22 protein-coding genes are annotated in these 24,854 nt (G+C 46.0%); 19 read left to right on the top strand and 3 right to left on the bottom strand.

Annotation, left to right across the window (positions count from 1 at the left end; translation table 11 throughout):
- Nucleotides 1–191 precede the first annotated feature (191 nt).
- From ACMAZD_RS17870 to dsbD, 18 genes are all read left to right on the top strand, one after another.
- Complete coding sequence (locus ACMAZD_RS17870; RefSeq protein ID WP_435250024.1) at nucleotides 192–5,051, top strand: DUF1566 domain-containing protein; 4,860 nt, start codon at nucleotides 192–194, stop codon at nucleotides 5,049–5,051.
- Nucleotides 5,052–5,121: 70 nt separating this feature from the next.
- Nucleotides 5,122–5,301 carry a Flp family type IVb pilin gene (locus ACMAZD_RS17875; protein WP_435250025.1) on the top strand — a complete coding sequence of 60 codons (180 nt, stop codon included), beginning with the start codon at nucleotides 5,122–5,124 and terminating at the stop codon, nucleotides 5,299–5,301.
- A 30-nt stretch (nucleotides 5,302–5,331) separates the two neighbouring features.
- Nucleotides 5,332–6,210, top strand: a complete 879-nt coding sequence (gene cpaB / locus ACMAZD_RS17880) for a Flp pilus assembly protein CpaB (protein WP_435250026.1) — start codon at nucleotides 5,332–5,334, stop codon at nucleotides 6,208–6,210.
- The gene (locus tag ACMAZD_RS17885) at nucleotides 6,203–7,600 is read left to right on the top strand and encodes a type II and III secretion system protein family protein (RefSeq protein ID WP_435250027.1); all 1,398 of its coding nucleotides are present in this window, start codon (nucleotides 6,203–6,205) and stop codon (nucleotides 7,598–7,600) included. Before cpaB ends, ACMAZD_RS17885 begins: the two co-directional genes overlap by 8 nt.
- Before the next feature lie 7 nt (nucleotides 7,601–7,607).
- Entirely contained in the window at nucleotides 7,608–8,231 is a 624-nt protein-coding gene (locus ACMAZD_RS17890; RefSeq protein ID WP_435250028.1) for a CpaD family pilus assembly lipoprotein, read from the top strand.
- Nucleotides 8,228–9,388 carry an AAA family ATPase gene (locus ACMAZD_RS17895; protein ID WP_435250029.1) on the top strand — a complete coding sequence of 387 codons (1,161 nt, stop codon included), beginning with the start codon at nucleotides 8,228–8,230 and terminating at the stop codon, nucleotides 9,386–9,388. Before ACMAZD_RS17890 ends, ACMAZD_RS17895 begins: the two co-directional genes overlap by 4 nt.
- Nucleotides 9,388–10,731: a CpaF family protein gene (locus tag ACMAZD_RS17900; RefSeq protein WP_435250030.1), complete on the top strand. Its 1,344-nt coding sequence runs from the start codon at nucleotides 9,388–9,390 to the stop codon at nucleotides 10,729–10,731. The genes ACMAZD_RS17895 and ACMAZD_RS17900 overlap by 1 nt, the downstream gene beginning before the upstream one ends.
- Nucleotides 10,731–11,645 carry a type II secretion system F family protein gene (locus ACMAZD_RS17905; RefSeq protein WP_435250031.1) on the top strand — a complete coding sequence of 305 codons (915 nt, stop codon included), beginning with the start codon at nucleotides 10,731–10,733 and terminating at the stop codon, nucleotides 11,643–11,645. Before ACMAZD_RS17900 ends, ACMAZD_RS17905 begins: the two co-directional genes overlap by 1 nt.
- Entirely contained in the window at nucleotides 11,642–12,493 is an 852-nt protein-coding gene (locus tag ACMAZD_RS17910; RefSeq protein ID WP_435250032.1) for a type II secretion system F family protein, read from the top strand. Before ACMAZD_RS17905 ends, ACMAZD_RS17910 begins: the two co-directional genes overlap by 4 nt.
- Entirely contained in the window at nucleotides 12,490–13,230 is a 741-nt protein-coding gene (locus ACMAZD_RS17915) for a tetratricopeptide repeat protein (protein ID WP_435250033.1), read from the top strand. The genes ACMAZD_RS17910 and ACMAZD_RS17915 overlap by 4 nt, the downstream gene beginning before the upstream one ends.
- Nucleotides 13,230–13,676 carry a TadE/TadG family type IV pilus assembly protein gene (locus tag ACMAZD_RS17920; protein WP_435250034.1) on the top strand — a complete coding sequence of 149 codons (447 nt, stop codon included), beginning with the start codon at nucleotides 13,230–13,232 and terminating at the stop codon, nucleotides 13,674–13,676. The genes ACMAZD_RS17915 and ACMAZD_RS17920 overlap by 1 nt, the downstream gene beginning before the upstream one ends.
- Nucleotides 13,663–14,223, top strand: coding sequence for a tight adherence pilus pseudopilin TadF (gene tadF, locus ACMAZD_RS17925; protein ID WP_435250035.1), 561 nt, complete (start codon nucleotides 13,663–13,665; stop codon nucleotides 14,221–14,223). The genes ACMAZD_RS17920 and tadF overlap by 14 nt, the downstream gene beginning before the upstream one ends.
- A complete protein-coding gene (locus tag ACMAZD_RS17930) occupies nucleotides 14,216–15,418 on the top strand; it encodes a vWA domain-containing protein (protein ID WP_435250036.1) in 1,203 nt (400 codons plus the stop codon). The genes tadF and ACMAZD_RS17930 overlap by 8 nt, the downstream gene beginning before the upstream one ends.
- Before the next feature lie 84 nt (nucleotides 15,419–15,502).
- The gene (locus ACMAZD_RS17935; protein ID WP_435250037.1) at nucleotides 15,503–15,967 is read left to right on the top strand and encodes a TlpA family protein disulfide reductase; all 465 of its coding nucleotides are present in this window, start codon (nucleotides 15,503–15,505) and stop codon (nucleotides 15,965–15,967) included.
- A complete protein-coding gene (locus tag ACMAZD_RS17940; protein WP_435250038.1) occupies nucleotides 15,967–16,458 on the top strand; it encodes a DUF4266 domain-containing protein in 492 nt (163 codons plus the stop codon). The genes ACMAZD_RS17935 and ACMAZD_RS17940 overlap by 1 nt, the downstream gene beginning before the upstream one ends.
- 51 nt (nucleotides 16,459–16,509) lie before the next feature.
- Complete coding sequence (locus tag ACMAZD_RS17945) at nucleotides 16,510–17,736, top strand: DUF3570 domain-containing protein (RefSeq protein ID WP_435250039.1); 1,227 nt, start codon at nucleotides 16,510–16,512, stop codon at nucleotides 17,734–17,736.
- Complete coding sequence (locus tag ACMAZD_RS17950) at nucleotides 17,726–18,703, top strand: FAD:protein FMN transferase (protein ID WP_435250040.1); 978 nt, start codon at nucleotides 17,726–17,728, stop codon at nucleotides 18,701–18,703. Before ACMAZD_RS17945 ends, ACMAZD_RS17950 begins: the two co-directional genes overlap by 11 nt.
- Nucleotides 18,700–20,496 carry a protein-disulfide reductase DsbD gene (gene dsbD / locus ACMAZD_RS17955; RefSeq protein ID WP_435250041.1) on the top strand — a complete coding sequence of 599 codons (1,797 nt, stop codon included), beginning with the start codon at nucleotides 18,700–18,702 and terminating at the stop codon, nucleotides 20,494–20,496. Before ACMAZD_RS17950 ends, dsbD begins: the two co-directional genes overlap by 4 nt.
- A gap of 81 nt (nucleotides 20,497–20,577) precedes the next feature.
- Here the strand turns inward: dsbD and ACMAZD_RS17960 are convergent, their stop codons facing one another.
- Nucleotides 20,578–21,738, bottom strand: a complete 1,161-nt coding sequence (locus ACMAZD_RS17960; RefSeq protein ID WP_435250042.1) for a phosphotransferase — start codon at nucleotides 21,736–21,738, stop codon at nucleotides 20,578–20,580.
- Between the two features lie 11 nt (nucleotides 21,739–21,749).
- Entirely contained in the window at nucleotides 21,750–22,034 is a 285-nt protein-coding gene (locus tag ACMAZD_RS17965) for a GNAT family N-acetyltransferase (protein WP_435250043.1), read from the bottom strand.
- Nucleotides 22,035–22,267: 233 nt separating this feature from the next.
- On the opposite strand from ACMAZD_RS17965, the gene ACMAZD_RS17970 reads away from it, so the two are divergent.
- Nucleotides 22,268–23,014, top strand: a complete 747-nt coding sequence (locus ACMAZD_RS17970; protein ID WP_435250044.1) for a flagellar brake domain-containing protein — start codon at nucleotides 22,268–22,270, stop codon at nucleotides 23,012–23,014.
- A 106-nt stretch (nucleotides 23,015–23,120) separates the two neighbouring features.
- Here ACMAZD_RS17970 and ltrA read toward each other — a convergent pair whose 3' ends face one another.
- Nucleotides 23,121–24,413 carry a group II intron reverse transcriptase/maturase gene (gene ltrA / locus ACMAZD_RS17975; RefSeq protein WP_435249317.1) on the bottom strand — a complete coding sequence of 431 codons (1,293 nt, stop codon included), beginning with the start codon at nucleotides 24,411–24,413 and terminating at the stop codon, nucleotides 23,121–23,123.
- Between the last annotated feature and the right edge of the window lie 441 nt (nucleotides 24,414–24,854).

Consider the following 24,854-nt stretch of genomic DNA (forward strand, 5'->3'; position numbering starts at 1 on the left):
GCATTTTTCGACCGATTCACCTAATTTATGATTTGATTGATAGTATTTTATTTTGCTATTTAATCACTTAACGAAATAAAAGATCAAATGATATTGATAATTACTATTATTTAAATTAACATCCTTCGCCTTTCCTATGGGTAATTTATAAATTATTTGGAGTTCAGGTGGTAAGGAATCCATACAAATTAATGAGTGTTTCACTCGTTTCCACAATGCTGATTGCTTGTGGCGGAGCAGAGTCAGATCCGAAGCTCAAACAGTCACAAACTAAGCCAAGTTCTCAGAATATTTCGGGCATAGCTTTGGATGGTTATTTACGCAACGCGAAGGTTTGTTTAGACAGAAACAGCAATGCTATGTGCGACTCTGCTGATGGAGACATTGCCACTACGGACACCGAAGGACGATTCCAACTAGACGTCGACAATGATGTCGCCCAATACCCAATATTGGTCGAAGCGGTTGCCGGTATAACCATCGATATGGATTCACCGAATCAGCCTATTGAATCCGGATTTACGCTAGAAGTACCGAGTAGCAATTCGGACGTGATTAGCCCCGTGACGTCTCTCATTGCAAGTGTGTCGAGAACCAGTGGTATCAGTTTTGATGAAGCAACCCAGCTTGTAGCCAGCGACTTAGGCATCGATAAAAAACTGGCTGTTGGTGATTATTCCGCATCAAACTCAACCAAAAGCCGTGAAGTACACATGTTTGCGCGCGGTGTTACTCGCGTACTTCAAGAAGCACAAATGGCCTCTGTTGATGCAGGTGTCGACCAAGTAAATGCTCGAAAAGGATCTATGTACAAGCTGGCAGAGCTTGATTTAGCAGAATTTAAAGCCAAGACCGATTTGCTGCCTCATGGCGCATCAGGAACCGATAGCGCATTGAAACAACTTGGTAAGGAATACCGAGACCAACTCAAAGTTTCCCAAGAAGACATCGATGGCAATGAAATCATCACTAGACCACCAGCGCCTAAGCACGGTCAAGTCAATGATGCCTCAGACACCTTCGATTGGCAGCTTGTGCGTGGCTTCACTCACAATACAGATTACGAATATTCATTGGATTCAGGGAAGACTTGGACAACGGTAATTCGTAAGCCGATTGTTGTAGGGAAACTGGCGTTCGACAAAGGAGCCGTTCAAGTTCGAGTTGCTGCGTCTAACGTTCGTAATACCCCTACCGGAAAGTCCATGCTTTCAGACAAAGCGTTTACGCTAACGACAGTGCCTGCTGCTCCAGCCTGGATTAGTGTGAATAACGCGATCAATCAATTTGATTGGGCATTTGTCGACTCGTTTAATGAACTAGGTTTGTATGAATATTCATTAGATAACGGCTCAAGCTGGACGCAAGCGACTGAAAAGCCTCAAGAAATTCCAGATCTAGATATTCCAGTTGGACATCTAAAAGTTCGTGTAGCCAAAAATGACTCGCTAGGTCACCCAACAGGATTAAGTTCAGCGTCAGAACAATCGATGACGGTAACCCCAGCGCAACCAGCAAAACCTGTGCTGGATTTTGCAAACGACAGCACTAATCAGATCAACTGGCTTTGGGTCTCTGGGTATGATGCGCCATCTTTCTACGAGATTAATCTAGGTAATGGTTGGCAGGACGTAACTGCACTGCCGTATCTTGTTGGCAATGTTTCACTTCCTGCAAACACGATTTCGGTTCGCGTTAAGTCAAATGCACTGGATGCCCGCCCCGCGGGAGTTCCGTTGGTTATCAGCTCTGTATTCACTCGCTCAGAAAATCAACCTATAGCACCAACCTCACCGATTGTTGACGATGCAGAAAACACATTCGCATGGACAGACGTTGAAGGATTTACGGGAAGTAATTTCTACGAATACTCTCTCGATAGAGGCATTACTTTTACCCCTGTAACTAGCAACCCACAAGCAGTCCCAGATGAGACGTTTGCTAAGGGACAAGTCTGTGTGAGAGTGAAAGCAGGAACAGATCCTCAACATGAACCTGGTGAAACGCTGTGCTCAGATAAGTCATACTCGGTGACACCTGACAAGCCATCGGCACCAACATCTCCAATCACTCACGATGGGTTAGACACATTTGATTGGACATTCGTAACAGGCTTTTCAGAAGCTGCAGATTACGAGATCAATGTACTCAACACTGGTTGGGCAACAGTTACTCAGAAACCTTATCAGTTAAAAGATCAAGCTTACGCTGTTAACTCAATTCAAGTACGAGTCAAAAGAGATCCAATCACCGGTCGTCCTAGTGGATCAGAGCTGAAAAATGATACTGCGTTTACCGTTCGTCCATCTGCACCCAATGCTCCAACAGGTCTAGTGGTGAACGATACGGACAACACGCTAGATTGGACATACTTTGGTGAATTCACTCAGCCCGAGCACTTTGAAGTCACACTCGACTCAGGTTCTACTTGGACAAAAGTAACCGCTAAGCCTTTAGTGATTGGTAATATCGACAAAAGTATCGGTGAGGTTCAAATACGCGTCGCTCAAAACCAGACGAATGGTATGCCTCATGGCGTAGCAGCATTAACCACACAAGCCTTCACCAAAGTGTTTGAGATTCCAGCACCAACATCGCCTGAGATAACCAACACTTTTACTGGCTCAAACCCAATCAAGACCAATGGTTTTGAGTGGGACTACTTAACGGCTAACGTTGATGGTCAATCTGTCCGCTTTGATGATGCCGAATACTATGAGTTCACCAACGACAAAGGCCTCACTTGGCACCCTGCTATTTCGAACCCACAGTTCATTGGCCCAGAAGCATATGACAAGGCTAGTGTCGGTATCCGACTAAAAGGAAATGCGAAAGAAGGTGTCGCAAACTCAACCAGCGACACGCTTTGGGCGACAGCGGCGAGTAGTAGCTTCACGGCATTAAAATTCGTACCAATGAAAACCCGTTCGCAAGCCGCTGATTTTAGTTACGACGGCTCATGGAATACGTACTCGCTCAATTGTATTGCTGAATACGACGATAAAGGGCAAGGGGAGCCGACGTTTCGGGCGAGGCGATTCTCTTCAGAAACCGATACCGTCTTCGATAAAGTCGCTCGACTCATTGCTTGTGATATCACTGGTTGGGCGCTTCCAGACACCAATGAAGTGATTATGCTATCGCAACGGGACCCTGCAACACTGCCATCAGATCTAAGAAGTGGTGGTTACTTGGTATCGAATCAGTCAACAAATATATTAGCGGATAAAAATGGCGCCGCTGTCACTATCAACAAAGGCCAAGAGTCTGTTGAGCAATATTATTCAAAATACGCATACGCTAAATGGCAATTGCCATCAGGCAAAGAGTTACTCACTGGTGTAAATAGCGCGACGACTGAAATAACCGCCTTTCTGGGTACGCAAGATACAAAAATTAACGCTACAGAGCTTTATTTAGAAACCTGGCTAACCGCCAATCAATCTAAGAGCAAAGGTTACGCTGCATTAGAAGCGGAAGCTCAAGCTAAAGTAGTAGAACTGCAGGCTTTGACCCAACCATGGGCAGATGATCTTAAGAACACAAAGCTAAAGCTAAAAGCTCTTGAGTTTCAGGCCTCTGTTGCTCAAAGCCGAACTGATGCTGAGAGCCTTGAATTCATTAACAAGGTAAAAGCGTATAAGGAGCAAGTCGCTAAATTAGAGCAAAACACCGTTGTACTAAGCGCACTAGTCTCTGGTTCTGAGTTTGCTCAAAAATTAGCGTTCATGCAGCAAAAGTCCGTAAGTCTATCTAGCTCGACCAACGCACTAAGCTCAGCGTCATTGGCTAAGGACATTCACCAGGCAAGTTTAGACCTGTACAAGGCTATCTCAGACCTAGAGTATCAATATGGCATGGTTAATTCGTTCGCAAGTGATCTGAATACATCGACACAATCGCTGGGCTCGGAGTTTGCCACCCTAACTACATTGTTCCAGAAGTTTATCAGTGAGATGAACACGACGGCCAAAATCCACAACCTAGTACAATCAAAAGTGCTAGCAAAAGATGGACTAAAACTGGCGAAAGACAATGGCTTTAGCGTTTCTCAAGCTGACGCAATGGTAAGCAGCCGCTTTGCTAAATTGGACGAGTTAGGTAACTACCTACCAAAAAGCACCACCTACCAACAAGGCTGGCGTTGTGTTGAAGACACTGACATCACAGGCAAACGCCGAGTATGGACACTGCTCAAAGACGGCCGACCAAATGGTGCTGACGATCTTGCTTATGACGCTTCGGCCTCTGGTGTAGCAAGTGTTTTAGGCAGTAACGGCCTGCTAGAGAGCACTAATAATGCGAACTTATGTGGCTTCAATGATTGGAAAGTACCAGCGCTGTCTCAGCTACTTTCACTGCAAACTAAAGCAATCTCTAGCTCAAACTCGACCATAACAATCGATACAGATGCATTCCCTCATCACCGAGGGCTGGATCCGGAGTATGACAAATCTAGCTATTACGGTGGCGTGATTTTTTACTACTGGTCGAATCAAGCAAAGGACAACAAACAATACATCACAAACTACAGCTCTGAACGCAGCTACCAAGATGTCCGTCGTTCGGCAGTCGATGGTACTGAAGATGCCGTCATCTTAGGGCGTCTGGTTAGAGAAAAAGCGACAACATACCAGTACCTAGATATGCAAGGGAACGTGGTAGCCGATCGCCAAAATGCAATTTGCGCGCAAGACGCTGACAGTAAGCTGATTTGGCAACTGTTTACCAACGGAGACAGCAGTCGTTTCAAGAAGTACGTAGAGGTAACACCTTTAATTTCAACACGAAATACACAAAAGGTGTGTGGTAAAGCAAACTGGCGCTACCCATCAAAAGCAGAACTATACGGGTTGCTACCCATCAACTCCAATGTCTTTAAATTTAATGACGTGACGAGTGGTGGCTACTCGAACTATGGTTCTTATATCACCAGCGATGCCGCTCGTTATGGGCGTGTCCTCGGGTTGAATATGACAACCATGGATGAAAGAGACGTGGGTACTCAAAGTTACGACGGCCGCTACCTATACCGACTCGTTGCCAAATAGGCAATCAAACACCATTACTTATTACCACAGCAGCCTCAGCTGAGGCTGCTTTCATCTAGGAAATAACAACATGTTGAACAAGAAAAAACAGCGCGGCGCGGCCGCTATCGAATACGCAATCCTCGCAGCAGCAATGTCTGTGGTCTTGCTTAATTTTGTAGGCGGCGAAAATGGTGATCTAACCGAAGCCATTAATGGTGCTTACGAAACTGTCGTCAAGCAGCTCACCGAAGCTCAAAAATCAGAATAAGTCCGTTTACCGTAAATTAAAGGAATAGTTATGACTGCCAAGCGACTCATGTTGCTGTCGTTATTTTGCTCGGTGCTCGGATTATCCGTTTTACTGTTGAGTCAAACCAATAACGAGTCTGCGAGCACCTCCGTATCGGCTGCTGAGAAAACGATCAAAGTGCTGGTGCCGACTCGCACTATCGAGATAGGCCAAACCTACACGCCAAACTCGTTCCGATGGAAAGAAGTTCCACAGCAAGAGTTGGAGAACTACATCGACCACGTGACGCCGGAAGATATTTCAGCCAACCACAAGATGTCGGGGCTTGCACGCACCAAACTCGTCAAAGACTCAATATTGTCGAAAGCGGACATCACCGAACCCGAAGGTGGCTACTCGCTTTCATTGAAGTTGCAACCAGGCTATCGCGCGATTTCAGTCCCTGTCGATCAAGTCACATCTAATTCAGGCTTCATTGAACCGGGCGACAGAGTGGATATTCTCCTACTCGGTTCACAAGATGGTGAGCTACTTCGTTATGGCAATTCATCTCAAGGATTGTACGTTACCACGATAGTGCATGATGTAAGAGTCTTGGCATTTAATAACAAGCAAACGGCAGAATCTTATCAAAAGGCTCGGGAATCTAATGGTTTCGAAAATGGTATCCCTGACGACAGCAGTGTCTCTTTAGAAGTGACACCCGAGCAAGCAAACCAGGTGGTACTTGCAAAACAATTAGGAAAGTTAACGCTTGTATTACGCGGGCAAAACGAGGCTCAAGTTCAACCTCAACACGCAAATGCCGTGACGCTCAAAGTCATTTCTCCAGACACAATTCAGGTATTACCTGACGTGGGTTTGGTGGAATTTAGAGCCGAAAATAAAACCGTCAATAATAAAACTGGAGCTGATAACAATGGCTAACATCTGTCGTTGGTGGGGTATTCTCCTGCTATCAAGCCTATGTGTCTCTTTTGCATCTGCAGCATCAACATTTGATGTCACGATCAATGAGGCGAGAATGATTCGCTTACCTGAAAAAGCGAAATCCATTTTCATCTCTAACACCCATATCGCTAATTACCAAACCTTAACCAATACCAAGGTGATGATATTCGGTAAGCAGGCTGGCAGCGCTACGATCACGGTTTTGAATGAACAAGAACGCGTGATTTATACCAACAAGATTCGCGTCACGCATAACAGCCGTGAGTTCAATGAACTGGTTAAAAACAAGTTCCCAGAAGCGTCAGTCAACGCGGAATCTCTGGGCGGAAAGTTATGGCTTAAAGGTCGTGTTCCCTCTCCTATGATGGCACACAATATCGTGTCGCTCGCGAAAGGCTATTTATCCCCTATTGTCGGTTCTACCGAACAACAAGAGAGCTCGAATTCACAGGGAAACAGTAACAAAAGCAGTAATTCAACCAATCAAAATCAGCAGACTAAACCCAATGATGATGAGCTGATCAATCAATTGGTTGTCACCATGCCAAATCAGGTCAACCTTCGTGTAAAAATCGCTGAAGTCTCAAGAAATGTATCCAATAAGTTGGGCATCAAATGGGGTTCAATCGCCGGTGGTGTGGGGCAATTTTCGTTTTCAAAGCTGCCTAATGTCAGTAGTTGGGGCAAGCCGAGCATTACTGCTCTGATTGATGCGCTAGCAACCAACGGCATGATGTCTGTGCTTGCTGAACCTAACTTGACCGCGATGTCAGGCGAAGATGCAGAATTTCTAGTGGGTGGAGAAGTTCCTCTGCCATTGATTACCGCTGACACCACTGAGATTGAATATAAGGGTTTCGGTGTGAAACTGAACTTCACCCCAACCGTGCTCAGCCAAAACCGTATCAGCTTAAAAGTCAATCCCGAGGTCAGCAACATCTCAATCGAGAGCCAACAAGTGATAAACGGAACTAACTTCCCTTCTTTTACTACTCGTAAAGCCTCCACCACCATTGAATTGGCGAGTGGGCAGAGCTTTGCTTTAGGCGGATTATTAAAATCGGAAGACATCGAACAACTGCAGAAAGTCCCGTTGATTGGCGAGGTTCCCGTTCTAGGTTCACTGTTCCGTTCAAGCGAGTTCACTCGTAGGGAAACAGAGCTGATCATCATTGTAACGGCGTATCTGGTGCAACCGACACGTTCAGACTCAATGCCACTACCAACCGATGGCTTAATTCCGTTGAGTGATGTTGAACGATTACTGGCACTGCCGAGAATTCAACGTAAAAGAACGTTTAGTCAAGACACATACACCGACAACCAGAAGCCTCGCTTACTGGGTGACAACGGGTTCTACTACTGAGGACATCATGAACAAATTATCCTTATTACTGCCCGCTCTCATTGCGCTTGCGGGTTGCGCGCCAACGCCTACAACCCAACAACCTTCTGTGGATGTGGTGTCCGTGACAAACAAACTGACTTTAACACTGTCGGGCAAAACGTTATCGGGCCAAGAGAAAGATGACATCTCTGATTTTATTGCTCGTCGAGGCACGCTATCCAACTTAATGGTTAAGATTGAAAATACGACTCAGAAAGGAGAAGGCCAAAGTGAAAAAGTTAGGCTTCGTCTGATCGAGTCAGGCCTCTACCCTTCGCAAATTTCAGTGTCAGACACTGCGGCGCAAGGTAAAGGCGACATCACGATTTTTGTTGAATCTTATCGTGCCAAAGTCACGGCATGTGACGCGGGTAAAACACCAAGAACCACACTCAACGCTTATCGTACTCAGCGCAATTTTGGCTGTGCGAATGCCAATGCACTGGCGCAAATGGTCGCCAATCCAAAAGACCTGATTGTTGGTCAACCCATCGACAGTGCACAAGGACAAAAAGCGGTGTCTGGCATCGATAACTACTTTGCACCACCAGCACAAAACCAACAGACAAACTCTGGTTCTTCGAATACCACGCTAGGAGGTTCGCAATGAATCAAGTACATAATTTAACGGTACTCATCGCGGCATCGGAGCAACTCGATACATTAGCGCTCACATACACACTGAATGATTTCGGTATCAACAACATCACGACCTCTTCGAATCAAGAAGATGACGTGGTGAGACAGGTACTTAAGAATGACGTTAAAACCATCTTTCTCGATGTACTGAATAGCGAATTGCCAGAATCGAAACAGGTTGTGCAGCGTTTAATACAACGTACTGGGTGCCAAGTTATCGCGATTGGTCATTCAACTGAAATTTTTGCTTACCGTGGAATGCTCGCATCTGGTGCCAGTGACTATTTAGTCAACCCTGTGACACCACAAGATCTTGAACACGTCTCCTTTGCTGCTTTGCAACTCAACAACGAAAAACGAAATGAAAAAGTCGTTTCCATTGTCAGTGCAAAGGGCGGCTCAGGAAGCAGCACCATTCTCGCAACGTTATCGCAGCAGCTTGCCGAACTCGATAAACGAGTAACTTGTATGGACCTCGATTTTTCGATGGGTGATTTGGATTTGCTACTCAATGTCGAAGGCAACACGGCGTTGGTAGAGCTTTTACAATACCCAGAAAGATTGGAACCTCTCGTGTTTGAGCGCAGTGGGATCAGTGTGTCACCCAAGCACACGCTCTTTACCGGTTATCTGCCTTTAGACACCACACCATTTTGGCCACAAAAGAGTGCATTCGATCAGTTTACAAAGTTCTGCCTGCAAAGTTCAGACTACTTATTGATCGACATCCCGACCTATTCATTGCGTGACCAAGTTGGTTTTGAAGCGCTTAAAAGTGCCGATATCCGAATCATTGTGGTGGAACCAACACTCAGCTCCATTCGCAATGCAGGTCAGATAATCAAACGACTTCAAACCCAAGCCGCTTCACAAACTATTGTGGTGTTGAACCATTGTAAGTCCGATTCCGCATCCCTTATTTCGGTCAATGATGTGAAGAAATCACTCGGAACTTCCGTAGACGTCGTGATTCCATTTTTGCCTAACCATTTCTTGAGCAAGTCATCGCTTGGTCAGCCTGCCCATAAAGGCAATAGGAAAGTGAAGCTCGCGTTTAACTCTCTACTTGAACTAGTCACTGGTGAGCCGCAACAAGGCAACCGCCGTTTTTGGAAGCGAGGCGCATAATGTTTGGTCAGAACACACAAACCATAGATCCGATTGAAGCGAATAGAGCTCGGTCTCATGAAGCCCTAACATCAACACCTTCGGTTCGTGAGCATTATCATGTGATCCATGAAGAGGTCATTAAGGCGATCGACCCATCGGTTGTAGTGAGCTTAAGCGCATCCGATCTTGAAGCTAGAATTGCCGAAATGGTGTCAGATATCGTGGTCTCTAAGCAGTTACCACTTGGTCACAAAGATGTCGCTCACTCAGTAGAACAACTGCTTAATGAGTTTCTAGGATTAGGTCCACTACAGCCCTTAATTGAAGACCAAGGCATTACCGACATCATGGTCAATGGGTACCGTGAAGTCTACGTAGAACGCTCAGGAAAATTGCAAAAAACGCCAGTTCAATTTCGCAATGAAGAACAACTTCTCAACCTAGCGCGACGCATCGTCAGCAAGGTTGGACGAAGAATCGATGAATCAAATCCATTAGTTGATGCTCGATTGGATGATGGTAGCCGTGTCAATGTGATGATCCCACCGCTAGCGCTTGATGGAACCTACATTTCCATCCGAAAATTCAATGAGAATAAGCTAACACTCAGCCAATTAGCTCAGTTTGGCGCAATGTCGAAATCGATGGTTAAACTTATCGATATTATTGTTCGCTCACGCCTTAATGTGCTTGTTGCAGGAGGCACTGGTGCAGGTAAAACCACACTGCTCAATGCGATGTCTTTTAGCATTTCACCTCAAGAACGCATCATTACCATTGAAGACACCGCAGAACTGCGTCTACAACAGCCTCATGTTGTGCGCGCTGAAACTCGCCCAGCCAACGCCGAAGGCTTAACGCCAATTACCCAGCGAGAGTTGGTGCGAAATGCTCTACGTATGCGACCAGATCGCATCATTTTAGGCGAAGTTCGTGGTGATGAAGCCTTTGAGATGATGCAGGCAATGAACACCGGCCATGATGGTTCACTGTGTACATTGCACGCAAACTCAGCGACTGATGCACTCGTTCGCATGGAAAACATGTTGATGATGAGCCAAGCGACCCTGCCTCTGTTCTCATTGCGCCGCCAAATCGCAGACACCATCGATGTCGTTATACAAGTTGAAAGAATGCGTGATGGCAAAAGGCGCATTGTTTCGATCACCGAGGTGCAAGGGTTAGAAGGAGAACAATACATCACTCAAGACTTGTTCAAATTCAAACCTTTATCGGAAGATCAACAAGGTAACCTGATTGGAGAATACAAGAGTGCTAAGTGCGTACCAAGCTTCAATGAAAAAGCCAAGTATCACCAACTCGATGCTCAACTCAAAGTTGCGATGGAGCTTGAAGCCTGATGATCCTAGTTCTCACTGTTTTCGTTTTGTTTATCGCGATTGGGTTGATCAGGTTGAGCTCAAAGCAAGCCATCGTCAATAAACGGCTGTTATTGGTAAGCGACAGTCAACGCTCGTTTAAAACTGACGTTTCAATCAAAAAAAACAACCACCAACGTAGTAACAAACTGCATGCTTTCTTTTTACGAATGAATGCATTGCTGCCAGTTTGGGATAAGTACTTTATTGCTTTATCAGCTATCGGCTTCCCTACATCTGGCCACATGTTATTTCCCCAACTGGCAATGCATCATCAACTTTTCGCCGCTGTTGGACTTTGGTTTGTATGCGCATGTGCCTTGGTGATGTACCGCCGAAAAATGCAGGTAGAAGAGTTCGAGCAAGGCATCATCAATGTACTTGGCTTAATTTCTAGAGCGGTGGCTGCGGGGCTCTCAGTCCCACAAGCGATTGAACAAGTGTCAGAAACCCAACCAGGGTTGTTAGGACGTGAGTTCTCCTATATTCGCGATAACTTAACGCTCGGTTTAAGCCTTCGACAAAGCCTCGATGATGCATGCGTTCGCCTTCCTTACAGCAGTTTCCGCTACTTCTCGGTCGCGTTAATCCTGAATCAATCGAATGGTGGCCAACTGCGTGACATTCTTCAAAGCTTAAGCAGAACCATGCATGACAACCGAGCGATGAGAAAAAAGGTCAAGAGCTTAACCTCGGAGCCTCGTATGACAGCCCTCTTTCTTTCTATCTTACCCCTGGGGTTATTGGGTGGTATCTATTTGATGGAACCGACCATGATAGCCCAATTGTTCAACACCGAATCGGGGCAGCGGGTACTAACCTACGCCGTCATTAGCATCAGCTCAGGTACACTCATTTTGAACGCTCTGACTCGTAACAAAAGGTTCTCATCATGATGTATGTTGCCCTGCTTCTGTTGGGGTGTGCATTACTACTGACAGTTGTCGCACACTTGTCTTCTTTCAAACGAGATGTTGTCGCTGAGCGACTGACTCGCGTATCGAGCTACTCCTCTAAGTACACCACCGCTTCTAGCAAATGGCGCTTCCAAGGTGCAAAACCACGACGCCAGAAGTTAATCCTCATTGGCTGGTTGAGTCCTAATGCAGAGATCTACTTTCTTGGCTTAAGACTACTAACGATGGTGACGGGCTCTATTGCTTGGTATGTCGCTCGAATCCAAGTGCTTAACATGAACTCTGTGGCCGAATGTATCGCAATCGCCATTGTGGTTGGCATCCTGTTCGACCGCATTCTAGATTGGCGCGTGAACCAAGTCCGAATGCAAATTAGCCGCGTTATTCCTGATGCTGTCGATCTGATGGTGGTATGTGTCGCATCAGGTCTAACACTCGAAGCGGTATTTCGCTGTGTCGGTGAAGAAATGCGTGCGATCTCTCCAGCGTTGTCACGCGAATGGCTACTCACTGCGACTGAAATATCGGTTCTTGATTCACCACAAACAGCGCTGTCAAACCTAGACAAACGAGTGCAGCTTCCTGACATCAACAATATTGTGACCACCATGAATCAAGCACTTCAATACGGCACGCCTCTCGCTGACGCGTTAAAGCTGATTGCCTCTGATAGCCGCCAATATCACTTCTTAGAGCTTGAAGAGTGGGTAGGAAAAATACCAGCCAAGATGTCATTCCCTTTAGTGGTCTTCATCATGCTACCTGTCGTGGGCATTATTGTCGTGCCAATCATGTTATCCCTTAAACAAACCTTGGGGGGCTTATGAACAAGATCTTTCTCTTGGGTTTAGCGCTAATTTTAGTCGGCTGTCAATCAACGAATAGCATTGAAAAAGAGACTTCTGAAGACATGAAAGTCGCGGAGGTTGCACTGATGAATGGCAAACCAGAAAGTGCCATGGATCTCTATCGCAAAATGCTGGTAGCGAAACCCAATGACCCGCAGTTACTGCTGTTGATGGGCTCTGCAGCCAATCAAGCCAGTCGTTATGACGAAGCACTGCATTACTTAAAGCGTGGCATCGAGCTTAATCAAGCCAGTGCGATTTACCGTGAGTTAGGCCGTTCATGGTTAGCTTTAGGAGAGCTTGAACAAGCGACCTCCGCTCTTGAAGAATCTGTTCTACTGGAAGCTTCTGATGACGTTGCTCAAAATAGCTTAGGAGTCAGTTACTCGCTCAATAAGCAGTATTCAAAAGCCAGAGAGTGTTACTCAAATGCGCTTAGCTTAATGCCTTCAAGCAACGAATACCGGAACAACCTCGCTATGGCTTGGATACTCGATGGTAAACCAGAGCAAGGGATTCGTATTCTGCACCCGATCTTTGTCCGAGGTGAAGCGAGCGTAAAACTGCAACTCAATCTAGCACTGGCTTATGCGCTTTCTGGAGACAGTGCGTCCGCCAAAAGTATCGCTCGCGCGCACCTATCTCAACCTGAGTTCGCCAACAATAGCCTGTATTACCAAGAGCTTGCTGCTAAAACTGAGCAAGGAGAACTGTGATGCTCTCTCGTCAAAAAGGGGCGCAGAGCGTCGAGTTTGCAATGTTGGTAATACCGTTTCTGATACTCATCATTGGTTTCTTTGAGATCTGCCGTCTGCTGCTGGTCAACATCATCTTTGATGTAGCCGTTAATGCGGGCGTTAGAGAGGCTAAGACACGGCCGATTAGTCCTAATTCAGATCTCGCCTTTACCGAGAGCATCGCCCAGTTCCCATTGATAAGTAAGGATAAAATCAGCTTATCTTCACCGATATACGCCGAAAACTTCTCAGATTTAGTCAATAACAAATCGGTTTCCAAAAGCAGAGCCGTGTTGGGGGAGTACAAGGTATCTTACTCATTTTCATTTGCCTTATTACCTAATCTATCAACTCAGTTTTCTGAGTCTATCGGCAACATGACAACCTTGAAAAGAAAGGTACTGGTTAGTTATGACAACAAATAAAACACCTCGAAAAAAACAAGCGGGGTCAGCAGCGATTGAATTCCCCTTCGTTGTACTCGCACTCATGATCATTTTGTGGGGGCTTGTTGCCATCTATCGCTTATTCAACCTACAGATTCAGCTCGACAACGTGACATATAACCTAGTGAATGCCGTTTCACTAACGCAACTGAAACCAGAGCAAGGCCCAAACGGATTGCCTAATACGTTAAAGGATCAGCTTCTCGATCTCGCCGAGCGTTATCTTCCGCAAGACATTAAGCGCAGCAATATTGGGCTTTTACTTGAAAGTCGTGTCTTTGATATTGCTACTTCAACGTGGGAATACAAACATCTGTATGCGGGAAGCGACTGCCAAAGTGATCGGCCGATTGAACAGCTTACGGAGATGCTCGTTGTAGGCAGTGGCGATCCTGCGTTGGATGGAAGGCCTTCCACCTTAGTTCAGCTGACCTTATGCGTGGAGACACCATTTAGCTACGAACGGCTCGCTCTTCCAAATAACCTAAAAAGCTCATCAGTAGTGGTAGGTAAGCATTATGGTTAAACCAATATTCGGCAGCATTGCGCTTAAAAAGCAGCAAGGCTCCATGACCATTTCATTCTTGGCGTTACTGTTTCCAGCGCTTTTCATTGCCGTTGGCACCCTGATGATCTCCGCACAAGTAATGGTTTCAAACCGAGCAGCGCAAGCCGCCGATTCGGCCGCATTAGCGTGTGCTTTTGCTGACCAAGCCACTCTCCCAATGATGCAGGCTTACCAAGATTACTATAAGCCAACCCTAAAAGGTGTGAGTGGCTTAGAACCAGAAATCATAGGCTCAGAATGCCGTATTAGCCTAGGTTATTCATTGTCACCCTTACTGCCCAACTTCCAATATGAGAGCTATGCCACCAAGGTAACGGCGACGGGTGGTGGTTATAAAGGTGTGGTTGAAAGCAAGCAATCTCCGATTCCAACGGAGCTGGTGTTAGTACTTGATGTGTCTGGTTCGATGGGTTCAAACATCCAGTCTTTGAAATCCATTTTGTCCGACGCTTTGAATACGATTCAATCTCAGAGCAAGAGCGCTAACGATTTAGAATCAGTAAGAATTTCAATCGTTCCTTTCGACTCTGGCGTTGCAGCGCAGCGCCCACCTTGGTTATCAAAAGAAGCGGCCGGAATCTACTGTATCGATGGGCTTAGCTATCGCAGTGGCAATTTCTCTGCGGCACTGACCGTCGATAACCTAGCGACGCTTCACTCAGAGCGACCGGTGAAATTACCACCACCAAGCTACTGCAATCAAGATTCACCAATGCTGCCATTGACCAGCGTATTTTCCCGCGTCCAAAACTCGATAAACAACCTAACAGCAAATGGTGGCACTAGCTCTTATCACGGTTTGGTATGGGGAGTGAGACAGCTTATCCCACGCTGGCAACAAGCATGGAGAATTAACGCCAGCACAGTACCCGAAACCAGGAGGAAATTGGTGCTTTTTACCGACGGTGATGATAGTGGAGACGCGTTTACCCAACTGGTTAACGCCGGGTTCTGTACTACCGCAATTAATCAATATGGCATCGAAATGAACTTCATCGGCTACGGCGTCAGCGCATCTCGAATCGCTCAATTCGAGAACTGTGCCGGGGATACACAACGCGTGTTTAGCGCCACCAACACGGCTCAACTCAACGAGTACTTTTCCGATATTTTGGCGGTTGAATACTCGGCAACCATCAAACTCACTCGCTAATCCAAACAAAGCGTTTGATTCGAAACACCTGAATTTAAGCATTGAATTAAAAACAAACAAGTTAAAAACAATATGGAGAAAAACATGTTTACACGAGCCCTAGCGCTATTGGCGCTGTGCCTTTCTTTACCTGCATTGGCTTATCAAGAAGGCGAGTCTTTATCACCAAACGTCATCGAGAAACTGCAACTCAACAACGAGGAGCTCACCATTGTCGACTTCTTCGCAGAGTGGTGCGTGTCTTGCCGCGAAGAGCTTCCAGAAGTAAACCGACTCTACACCGAACTTAAAGGCACCGGCGTGACGTTCAAAGGCGTTGATGTGGATGAAGATGTTGAGGTTGGCTTGGAGTTTCAAAAACAACTCGAACTGGAGTTCCCTGTTGTTAACGACCCTGAACAAGCGTTGATCGCAGAGTTTAAACCTATCGGTATGCCTGCGCTTTACTACATCTATCAGGGCAAGGTTATCAAGATTCGTTTTGGTGCCATTAACCACATTAGTGACGTGATTACTGACGACCTCACCCAAATGGGAGTGCAACTGTAATGCTAATCAAAGCCACCCTTGTTGGGCTACTCACCATTCCAATGATGGCTAATGCCACGCTAGAAATCGACCTCAGTGGTCTGGGCAAAAAGCCCGTTGAGCAACAAGCCACTGACAAAAACGAAGGTCCTATCGTTGAAGAAGAGATCATCTCCAGCACCGTTTATTCAAGTGGCGGTGATTATTCAAACCAAGAAGCAAAACGTGCAACCAGACGAAACATTGAAATGGTGAAACCCAAGGCAAAGCAACTGGTTATCGAACGGAAAGCACCAGAAGAGAGTAACAAACCTTCTGCTTTGGCTTTCGTTGATGAGTTTCTTGGTATTGAACCTGTAAAGCCTTGGGAAAAAGGCACATTGGCTCAAAAAGAGATGAAACCCGGTGGCACGGTGCCTGAGTTCGACGTCTTTTCAGAAAAAGTCTTCGCTTACAAACAAGGTTCCGTCGGCGGCAGCGGCGTTGGTGGCGGAGGCTGTGGTTGTAACTAACCGCTCCTTCAACGAATAAATCAGTATTTAAAAAAACAAAATAAGAAAAAAATGAAAAAATTACCAATTACGCTGCTGAGTACAGCGGCAGTGGCTAACGTTGCATTAGCTGAAGATCATATCTCTGTTCATTACCTTAGCTATGAGGAATACGATGACAGAGTATCAGCCAATGACACCATGGTTTCGATTGAGAAAAGTATCGGCTTAGATTGGACACTCAACGCAGAGATAAGCTATGACAGTGTTTCTGGCGCCTCACCAGCGTGGGGACCAACGACACCTCTTGCTTCGAATGCCGATCAGATAAATCGCGCCCTGAAAACTCAGCAAGCTCAAAACAAAACCAACGAGGTCATTCGTGCAGGTTACGACCCTCATCGAGACAGCTACGAAATCCAAAAGTTCGATCTTGAAGACACCAGAAAGTCCATCAGCTTAAGCGCAACCTACCGTGACACGTTACGTAATGAATGGACCTTTGGTGGTAACGCCTCTCAAGAAGAAGATTACGAAAGCCTTGGTATCAATGCCAAAGGTTTGGTCTATGCCGATAGCACTAAAAACCGCTCTTACAGTCTAGGTGGCTCTGCCCTTTTCGATCAGACTCAAGCGTTCGGCAAATATTCATTGGCTTCATCAAACAGCCAGAGTTGGGAAGACATTTTTACGGGCAGTTTAGAAGCGGGGTTATCTCAAACCTTCACGCCGAATCTATACAGCATTTTTACCGCTTACACGGGTTACCGCAGTGGCTATTTGAGCAATCACTATTTAACGGTTCTGCGTGAAGTCGATATCAATGACGACGGTAAGATCGATGACGATGAAGTGTTCTTGGGGCAAGATTCTCGACCGGATACGCGACTCTCTGGCGGTATTAATATCCAAGCCTTTTACTCATTGTCCGACAGTTTAAAAATCCGACCAAGATACAAGTGGTTTATGGATGATTGGGGCGTAATGTCTCACCAGTTAGGCGGCAAATTATCTTGGCGAGTGAGTGAATGGTTAACGTTAGCACCGGGCTATTTTTGGTACACGCAAGATGCAGCCGATTTCTATCGCGACCCAAGTAGTGCGGTTCCTTCTTTTGCATCGTCAGGTTACGCGACTTCTGACCTTCGCTTAGGTAACTTCACGGCCAATGCCTATGAACTAGGGGCGAGTATCAAGGTACATAAGAAGTTACGCTTAAATGCGCTTGCTGCGTATTACGAGCAGAGCAACGGTTTTGAAGCTCAGTGGTGGGCGGTTGGAGCAACCTATGAGTTCTAACCTACCCTTTGTGCATCGTTTTCATGCCATGACCGTACCGTGTGAAGTGCAAATTTTGTCGATTGATTTGGCTAACTTTCCAAAGACAACCGCAAAAGCAATCGCGACCGAGATAGAGCAGAACACACGCCGATTAGAAGACAAATATAACTTCTACTGCGACGACTCGTGGCTAACACAATGCATTAATCAACGAGCATCATGTGATGTCGAACTCGACTCTGAATCTGCCGAGGTTTTCCAACATCTCGACCGATTGAGCCAACTGACGTTCGATACCTTTGATACTACGGTCGGCAGCATCAAACATCTTTTAAAACACAAACCGAAGATGTTGCACAGCCACGCCTTCCAAGCCCTATCTTCTGCTTTGGGTAAGCAAGCGTGGGAATTGAAAGGGACAATGGATCAAAAAGGGGACGTCGATCGACAAAAGGCTGACGATCTACAAGGGACCCTCGATCTACAAAGGACAAGGCTACACGTCCCTGACTCACGCACTCGTTTCGATTTTGGCGGCGTCATCAAAGAGTACGCCGTTGACCAAGCGGTAGTGCTCGGCAAACAGCTCGGCGCGACGTCGATGTTAGTGAATTTTGGCGGTGACATCTATGCGTTGGGAACCAAACCGGATGGCTCGGCATTTAACATTGCTGTATTGGACCCAAGAGACAACAAGACCCCATTTTTCGCCGTTCCGTTAACGGACGCAGCGCTCACGACTTCGGCTCACAGTGAACGTCAGATGCAGTTTGGCGACAAGACCACCTCTCATATTCTGTCGAAGCAGGATATTGAAAAGAAAATCATGTCTGTTACTGCTATCGCGTCGTCCACATTAGAAGCAGGCGTGCTCAGCACTTCTCTGACACTGAACCCAAACATTTCAGTACCCGAAGACTGTGCTGTTATCTACATCGACGAGCAATTACACATTCACCAAAACACGGAGTTCCTTCTTCCATGAAGTGCTACCTACTTACGTTAATTCTATTATTTAGCGGATTGTTACATGCTCAAGAAAACGAGTTTCTTCCCGTTGAAGAGGCCTTTCCTGTTACATGGGAAGCGACAGACCAAGGCGCGGTGATCAGCTTAGATACCCACAAGGGTTACTACCTGTATCAATCTCGATTTTCATTCAAAGGGGAGTCGTCATTATCAACGTTAGAACCGAGTTATTCGCTGCCAGGTGAAGAGAAAGAGGATCCAAACTTTGGTAACGTCATCGTATTTCACGAGCCCGTTACCGTTACTGTTCCTTACTCGGGAAGTGGCAAACTCACCGTGCGTTATCAAGGCTGCGCAGACAAAGGACTTTGCTATCTGCCGCAAAAGTTAGTGCTCGATTTACCTATGTTTGAAACCGTAGCTGAACCGCTGGTTGAGGAGCCATCAAACTCTCTATATGAAACCTTAGGTGAGATCAGTGAAGACACGAATGGCTTATCTTCGTTCCTATCCCAAGCCGGTAAGCTACAAGCGCTTCTTGTGTTCTTCTTGCTTGGTTTAGGCTTATCCCTAACGCCATGTGTACTGCCTATGATTCCAATCTTAGCTAGCATCATCGGTGGCGAAAAAGCGATGACAGGCAAGAAAGGCGCGGCACTCTCCAGTTCTTACGTTTTGGGAATGGCGACCAGCTATGCCATGACGGGGATCTTAGTCACCACCTTGGCAAAAGGGGTCAACCTACAAGCCGCGATGCAACAACCTTGGTTGTTAAGTAGCTTTGCAGCGGTTTTTGTTCTGCTTGCGTTGGCGATGTTCGGATTCTATGAACTCCAACTGCCTGCTGCCCTTCAGCAAAAGCTTAACAGCGGCTCAGACAAGCTTGGAGGCGGTAAGATCGCCAGTGTCTTTGCCATGGGCGCAATATCAGCCTTGGTGGTGTCACCGTGTGTCAGTGCACCATTAGCTGGTGCGTTGCTGTACGTATCAACCACTCAAGATTGGATGTTTGGCGGAGCGACTCTGTTCGTAATGGCGCTTGGCATGGGCGTACCGCTTATCGCTATCGGAGCGAGTGGCGGGCGTTTGCTATTAAGAAGTGGCGCATGGATGGTTTCAGTCAAGCAGGTATTCGGCGTGCTGCTATTGGCAGTTGCTATCGTGCTATTAAGCCGCTTTGTCGCTCCATCGATCATTATGATCTTATGGGCGCTGCTTGCTATTGGTACTGGTGTACATTTCGGGGCTTTAGAAGCCGCACAACCGGGTTGGGCGCGTACTCGTAAGTTCTCAGCTTTGCTACCACTGAGCTACGGGTTAGTTCTGTTTGTCGGATTTCTCTTAGGTAATACCGATCCTCTGAATCCGCTTGCAAACCGAGAGTCAGTCCAATCCGTTGCAATCACTACATTTGAAAAAACAGATTCGATTAATCAACTAGAGAAACAGATACAAGCCGCTACCAATACCGATCAAAAGGTGCTGGTCGATCTTTACGCAGATTGGTGTGTCTCTTGTAAAGTGATTGAAACGAATGTGTTCAACGACCAACAAGTGAGCCAACAGCTTAAAGAATGGAAGACCATAAAGCTTGATGTGACCGAAAGCTCTCCCGAGCAAATGGCGTGGCTCAATGATAAGAATGTATTTGGCCCTCCAGCTATTTTCTTTTACTCACCCGCCGACGGTGAAATAGAACCTGCGCGAGTAATGGGGGATATTGATAAAGAGGGTTTCAATAAAAAACTCAAACTTGCCAATAAGCTCGCTTACACACAAACAACAGAAGCTGATAGCCAAACGAACTAAGGCCTACGTGAGATAAAATCAAAATCGCCCAATCATAAATTGGGCGAATTTTTCTTATTTGGTTGGCAGATATGAGGTAATTTATTCTGAGCTTTCTAGCTGCTCAATAACCGTTTGAGTCAATTGCTCAGTATACGGGTTGATCTTCCAGTGCTCTGGGCTCCAGCCTTTTACGAAACGTTGAAAGTCAGCCCACGCCACGTAAAACATGGGGCTCCATGCGGCTTCAACATCATCAAAAGAAAGTTGTGGTTGATAGTGTGTAAGTGCCTCTTTCAAATATCGAAAATAAGCCTCTAATATTTCTGATTCAAGCTCTTCGCAATCTTGCGGCCTAACCGCGCTGCTCATAAACAGAGCTACATCTTTCATCGCACAACCATGACCCACATATTGGAAATCAACCGCAGCAGCGTTTTGGCTTTCTGAATCAAAACAGAAATTAGCGAGCTTGGCGTCGCCATGCACCAAGGTTTGATACGGACACTCCCGGAGTAAACGATCGATGTATTGCGCTTGATTTTTCAATGGTAAGTCAGCCAACGCATTTAACTCATCAGGCCGTGTGTCTAAATGCCAGTAAGTACCGACTTGCCACAATGATGCAGACTGTTCTTGGTCGATATGGATATGCTTAGCATGAAAGTTAGCGAGCCACTTTAGGCAGGCATCACGTTGTTTTTGCTCTTCAAAAGTGTAGCCAGACGCCAGTTCAGACTGCGTATCTTTGGTTACCAGATCGTCAGAGACAGCAAGCACATCAAACTGAGAAGTTAACGGAAAACCGATATCCACTAAGTCTTGTATCACAATCAGCCACTCGTTCTCTTCTAGCTCACATTGCAGTCCAACAGGGACAGGGCAACGCTCATCCCACTGTTGGGTGAACAATTGATACCATGCAGTCTCTACTTGGTAAGAGTACACCTTTCGCTGATGAGATAATTTGGTGTTCCAGCCTTTGGGGTGTTCGGTTTTATCTGGCAGTGCGACATGCTTGACGATGACGCTGTTCATCGAAGCATTGTTTGTCAAAGCACTATTCTCGCGAGCAAAGACCAAGCGTACTAACTCGCCGTATCCGCCCCACAAGCGTTGAATTACTTGAACATCAAACCCTTGATGGCACCCCAACGAGGTCGCTATTTTTTGATAAAGCTCATTTTGATAAAGTTCAGGTTGGTTTTGACTCTTACTCACTTGTGATTGAGCAAGATTATTTGACGGCATTGATTGAGACATATAACTCGTTACTATGCTTTATCGGAGAGAAGATGCGACCATTGCTTTTGCCTGTTCATGTAATGCACGACATAGCTGCACACCGGAACAATTTTAAAAACCGCCTGTTCAATTTCAGGTAATACTGATTCCATCATCACCTTGCCAAAGCCTTTGCCTTGCAATTCATCAGGGATACGAGTCGAGGTAATATGTAGTACGTCTCCATCCTTTTGATACTTAACAACAGCGAACTGATTTGGCTCTAGCTCAACCGTGATCTGGCTATCTTTTTGATCCCATTTTATGGCCTTCATTCTCAACTCCTGCAAATAATTGGTACGCCAAACAATAAGAGTTTAAAGTATCAGTTCCTTGTAATAGACTAACGCAAGTGCATATAAATAAAACTAAGTACTTACAAACACAGAAATAATTTAGAGTTAACTGCTTTATATAAAGTACTCCTGTTAAATCTAGCACGTAATAACACCTTGTTAGCAAGTTACCAAATAACTAACAGACGCATGTTGGCGGATGGAGAAATATAATGAACGCACCACTGAAGAAGCCTTTGGAGCATAATCAGGCACTTCAAGACTCTCGAAATCGCACTATTTCCACGATTAATAGTACCGATGCCCTTGCCATGATTGAACACGGCAGTGAACTGACGTTAAACGTATCGACTCCGGTTGGCACTAAGTTTCTCGCCACCACTAAATTTATAGGTACGCACAGTGATAACTGTATTGTGGTTGAGGTTCCCGAGGTATCCAATGAAGATCTTAATTTTTTCTTTCAAGAAGGTTTTTGGATGACCGCTCGTGCCTATTCTCTACGAGGTGAAGGCGCACTTATTCACTTTAGAAGCCAAATTCACCATAAGATTGGTGAACCCTTCCCTATTCTTGTGCTTTCGACACCAAACACGATGCAAGTCACTCAGCTGCGTAAAGAAACACGCTATGAAGTGAACTTGGCATCAAGAATTATCTTCAACGACCAAAGAGCAAACTGTGAGATAAGAGACTTATCGAAAAGTGGTTGTCGTTTTGTGACCTCACCGACCTCTCGTGCAATTCAGATTGCCGATCGAGTGTCTATCGAGATTACCCCTGAAAACTATAATGGCCCTCTTATACCTCCATTGAGAGGCACCATCTGTAATCTGCAAAAATCGACGCACTACACTCGATACGGTGTGGGATTTGATGATATTGGCCGCGCTAATGCGAAGAATCTACTGGGTAAACTCAAATTCGATGGCACTAAGCTTCGTTTACGTAATGCTTAAGTGTTCGTCAGTTCCGATTTAACATCTATCTGAACACCCACCTATGCATCGTAAAATTCAAAGAACCCAAAATCGAGTAGGAGGAGGCCTCGCAGCCTCCGTCCTCTCACACCACCGTACAAGCGTGGGTCGCATACGGCGGTTCCGAATATACTTTCAGTGACTCGTACCCATCTCTTAATGAGTACAGCCCCAACCCCTCGAACCATTTTATTGGCATGGCGTGATTAACCTGTGGCGTTAAAGCTAGATGCCACCAACCCTTATCTGACATCGCTAGCTTCCACGCATTACGCTCCGTTACACCTTGTCGCTGTAACCATGTCGCTATGCTGTGTCTGCGTTTGCGCTGCTTTAGTCGGTAGCACCTTAGTCTACGCCGTATCCATTCATCTAAGCGCTGCATTGCACTTTTACGAACAGTAAGCTTGAAGTAGTGTTGCCATCCTCTTAGGTATTGAGTTAACTCCGTGATTATCACCTGTAACTCTCGTCCTCGATTTCGCTTCGTTATCTGACGTACTCGCTTCTTCATTTGAGCTTGTGCCGTCTTCGATATCCCGATTGTTCCGTCTATCTGGAAGCGATGGCTTAGGTAAGTTCGCTTTGTCACTCTCGTTGCTGCACTTTTCTTACGGTTTACCGTCAGCTTTAGTTTCTGCTCCAAGAACTCCGTTATCGACTCTTTGACTCGATGAGCGGCTTCCTCACTACGCACGTAGATTTGGCAGTCATCTGCATATCGACAGAACTTATGCCCTCTACGCTCTAACTCTTTATCCAGTTCATCTAATACAATATTTGATAGTAGCGGAGATAATGGCCCACCCTGGGGTGTGCCTCGTTGTCTCTGCTCAACTAGTCCATGTCGCATTATGCCTACCTGTAGGTATGACCTAATTAGCTTTAACACGCGTTTATCAGCAATATCTTGTGACAGCCTGTGCATTAGCCTATCGTGATTCACTGTATCGAAGTATTTTGCTAGGTCTATATCTACTACATAACCTCGACCCTCTCGGATGTAGCGACTGGCGGCCGCCAATGCATGGTGCGCACTGCGGTTGGGTCTAAACCCGTAACTATTGTCGGAGAACTTCGGCTCATAGATACATGACAGCACTGATGTGATTGCCTGTTGGACTACCCTATCAAGGACTGTTGGGATACCTAATTGCCTTACGCCACCACTAGCTTTGGGGATTTCTACACCAAGAACAGATTGAGGTTGATAGCTTCCATCCAGAAGAATCTGGCGAAGCTCTTGCCCGTTTGATGCCTGTCGAAGTCTTGAGATAGTGGCGTTGATGTCGAGCTTGTCGACTCCTGCACACCCTTTGTTCTTCTTCACGCGTCTAAGAGCTTGATTCAAATTGGTTGAAGAGCAAATTTGCTCCATCAACGAAGTTGAGGTCACCAAGACTCGCCCTCCTGTCTACGCCGACCATGCTTGTCATTCTTCGTATCCATGAGCTTTACTTGCGGTATTGCCCTTTGGGACGTAGAGATGAGTTTCATCTTGCTATGACTCCACATGATTGAGTGTCTAGTGACTGCTTCTTGATATATTCAGTTCAGGCCTTCCTTTGAGTTGTACATTCTCAAAGTACTATGCCTTCTGCTGACTTCTTATTGTCCATCACACAACATCACTGCTGTATTAGTCTCTATTGAGACAAACAATAAGATCTCCCGAGGTAAGGCGTTGTTCTTTCCCTTGGCTGTGCCTGATTTACCACTACACACTTCCCGTCGAGGCATTGGACTATTCTATCTATGGCTAGGTTGCCCAAGTTGTAATGGCCTACTATCAGATTTCTGTTCGTCACAACCAAGTTTT

Source organism: Vibrio sp. nBUS_14 (assembly GCF_051201655.1).
Classification (GTDB): domain Bacteria; phylum Pseudomonadota; class Gammaproteobacteria; order Enterobacterales; family Vibrionaceae; genus Vibrio.

Excerpts from the sequence above, each read along its gene's own strand:
- ACMAZD_RS17870 (WP_435250024.1), top strand. The coding sequence starts at position 192 with ATGAGTGTTTCACTCGTTTCCACAATGCTGATTGCTTGTGGCGGAGCA.
- ACMAZD_RS17875 (WP_435250025.1), top strand. The coding sequence starts at position 5,122 with ATGTTGAACAAGAAAAAACAGCGCGGCGCGGCCGCTATCGAATACGCA.
- cpaB (WP_435250026.1), top strand. The coding sequence starts at position 5,332 with ATGACTGCCAAGCGACTCATGTTGCTGTCGTTATTTTGCTCGGTGCTC.
- ACMAZD_RS17885 (WP_435250027.1), top strand. The coding sequence starts at position 6,203 with ATGGCTAACATCTGTCGTTGGTGGGGTATTCTCCTGCTATCAAGCCTA.
- ACMAZD_RS17890 (WP_435250028.1), top strand. The coding sequence starts at position 7,608 with ATGAACAAATTATCCTTATTACTGCCCGCTCTCATTGCGCTTGCGGGT.
- ACMAZD_RS17895 (WP_435250029.1), top strand. The coding sequence starts at position 8,228 with ATGAATCAAGTACATAATTTAACGGTACTCATCGCGGCATCGGAGCAA.
- ACMAZD_RS17900 (WP_435250030.1), top strand. The coding sequence starts at position 9,388 with ATGTTTGGTCAGAACACACAAACCATAGATCCGATTGAAGCGAATAGA.
- ACMAZD_RS17905 (WP_435250031.1), top strand. The coding sequence starts at position 10,731 with ATGATCCTAGTTCTCACTGTTTTCGTTTTGTTTATCGCGATTGGGTTG.
- ACMAZD_RS17910 (WP_435250032.1), top strand. The coding sequence starts at position 11,642 with ATGATGTATGTTGCCCTGCTTCTGTTGGGGTGTGCATTACTACTGACA.
- ACMAZD_RS17915 (WP_435250033.1), top strand. The coding sequence starts at position 12,490 with ATGAACAAGATCTTTCTCTTGGGTTTAGCGCTAATTTTAGTCGGCTGT.
- ACMAZD_RS17920 (WP_435250034.1), top strand. The coding sequence starts at position 13,230 with ATGCTCTCTCGTCAAAAAGGGGCGCAGAGCGTCGAGTTTGCAATGTTG.
- tadF (WP_435250035.1), top strand. The coding sequence starts at position 13,663 with ATGACAACAAATAAAACACCTCGAAAAAAACAAGCGGGGTCAGCAGCG.
- ACMAZD_RS17930 (WP_435250036.1), top strand. The coding sequence starts at position 14,216 with ATGGTTAAACCAATATTCGGCAGCATTGCGCTTAAAAAGCAGCAAGGC.
- ACMAZD_RS17935 (WP_435250037.1), top strand. The coding sequence starts at position 15,503 with ATGTTTACACGAGCCCTAGCGCTATTGGCGCTGTGCCTTTCTTTACCT.
- ACMAZD_RS17940 (WP_435250038.1), top strand. The coding sequence starts at position 15,967 with ATGCTAATCAAAGCCACCCTTGTTGGGCTACTCACCATTCCAATGATG.
- ACMAZD_RS17945 (WP_435250039.1), top strand. The coding sequence starts at position 16,510 with ATGAAAAAATTACCAATTACGCTGCTGAGTACAGCGGCAGTGGCTAAC.
- ACMAZD_RS17950 (WP_435250040.1), top strand. The coding sequence starts at position 17,726 with ATGAGTTCTAACCTACCCTTTGTGCATCGTTTTCATGCCATGACCGTA.
- dsbD (WP_435250041.1), top strand. The coding sequence starts at position 18,700 with ATGAAGTGCTACCTACTTACGTTAATTCTATTATTTAGCGGATTGTTA.
- ACMAZD_RS17960 (WP_435250042.1), bottom strand. The coding sequence starts at position 21,738 with ATGTCTCAATCAATGCCGTCAAATAATCTTGCTCAATCACAAGTGAGT.
- ACMAZD_RS17965 (WP_435250043.1), bottom strand. The coding sequence starts at position 22,034 with ATGAAGGCCATAAAATGGGATCAAAAAGATAGCCAGATCACGGTTGAG.
- ACMAZD_RS17970 (WP_435250044.1), top strand. The coding sequence starts at position 22,268 with ATGAACGCACCACTGAAGAAGCCTTTGGAGCATAATCAGGCACTTCAA.
- ltrA (WP_435249317.1), bottom strand. The coding sequence starts at position 24,413 with ATGGAGCAAATTTGCTCTTCAACCAATTTGAATCAAGCTCTTAGACGC.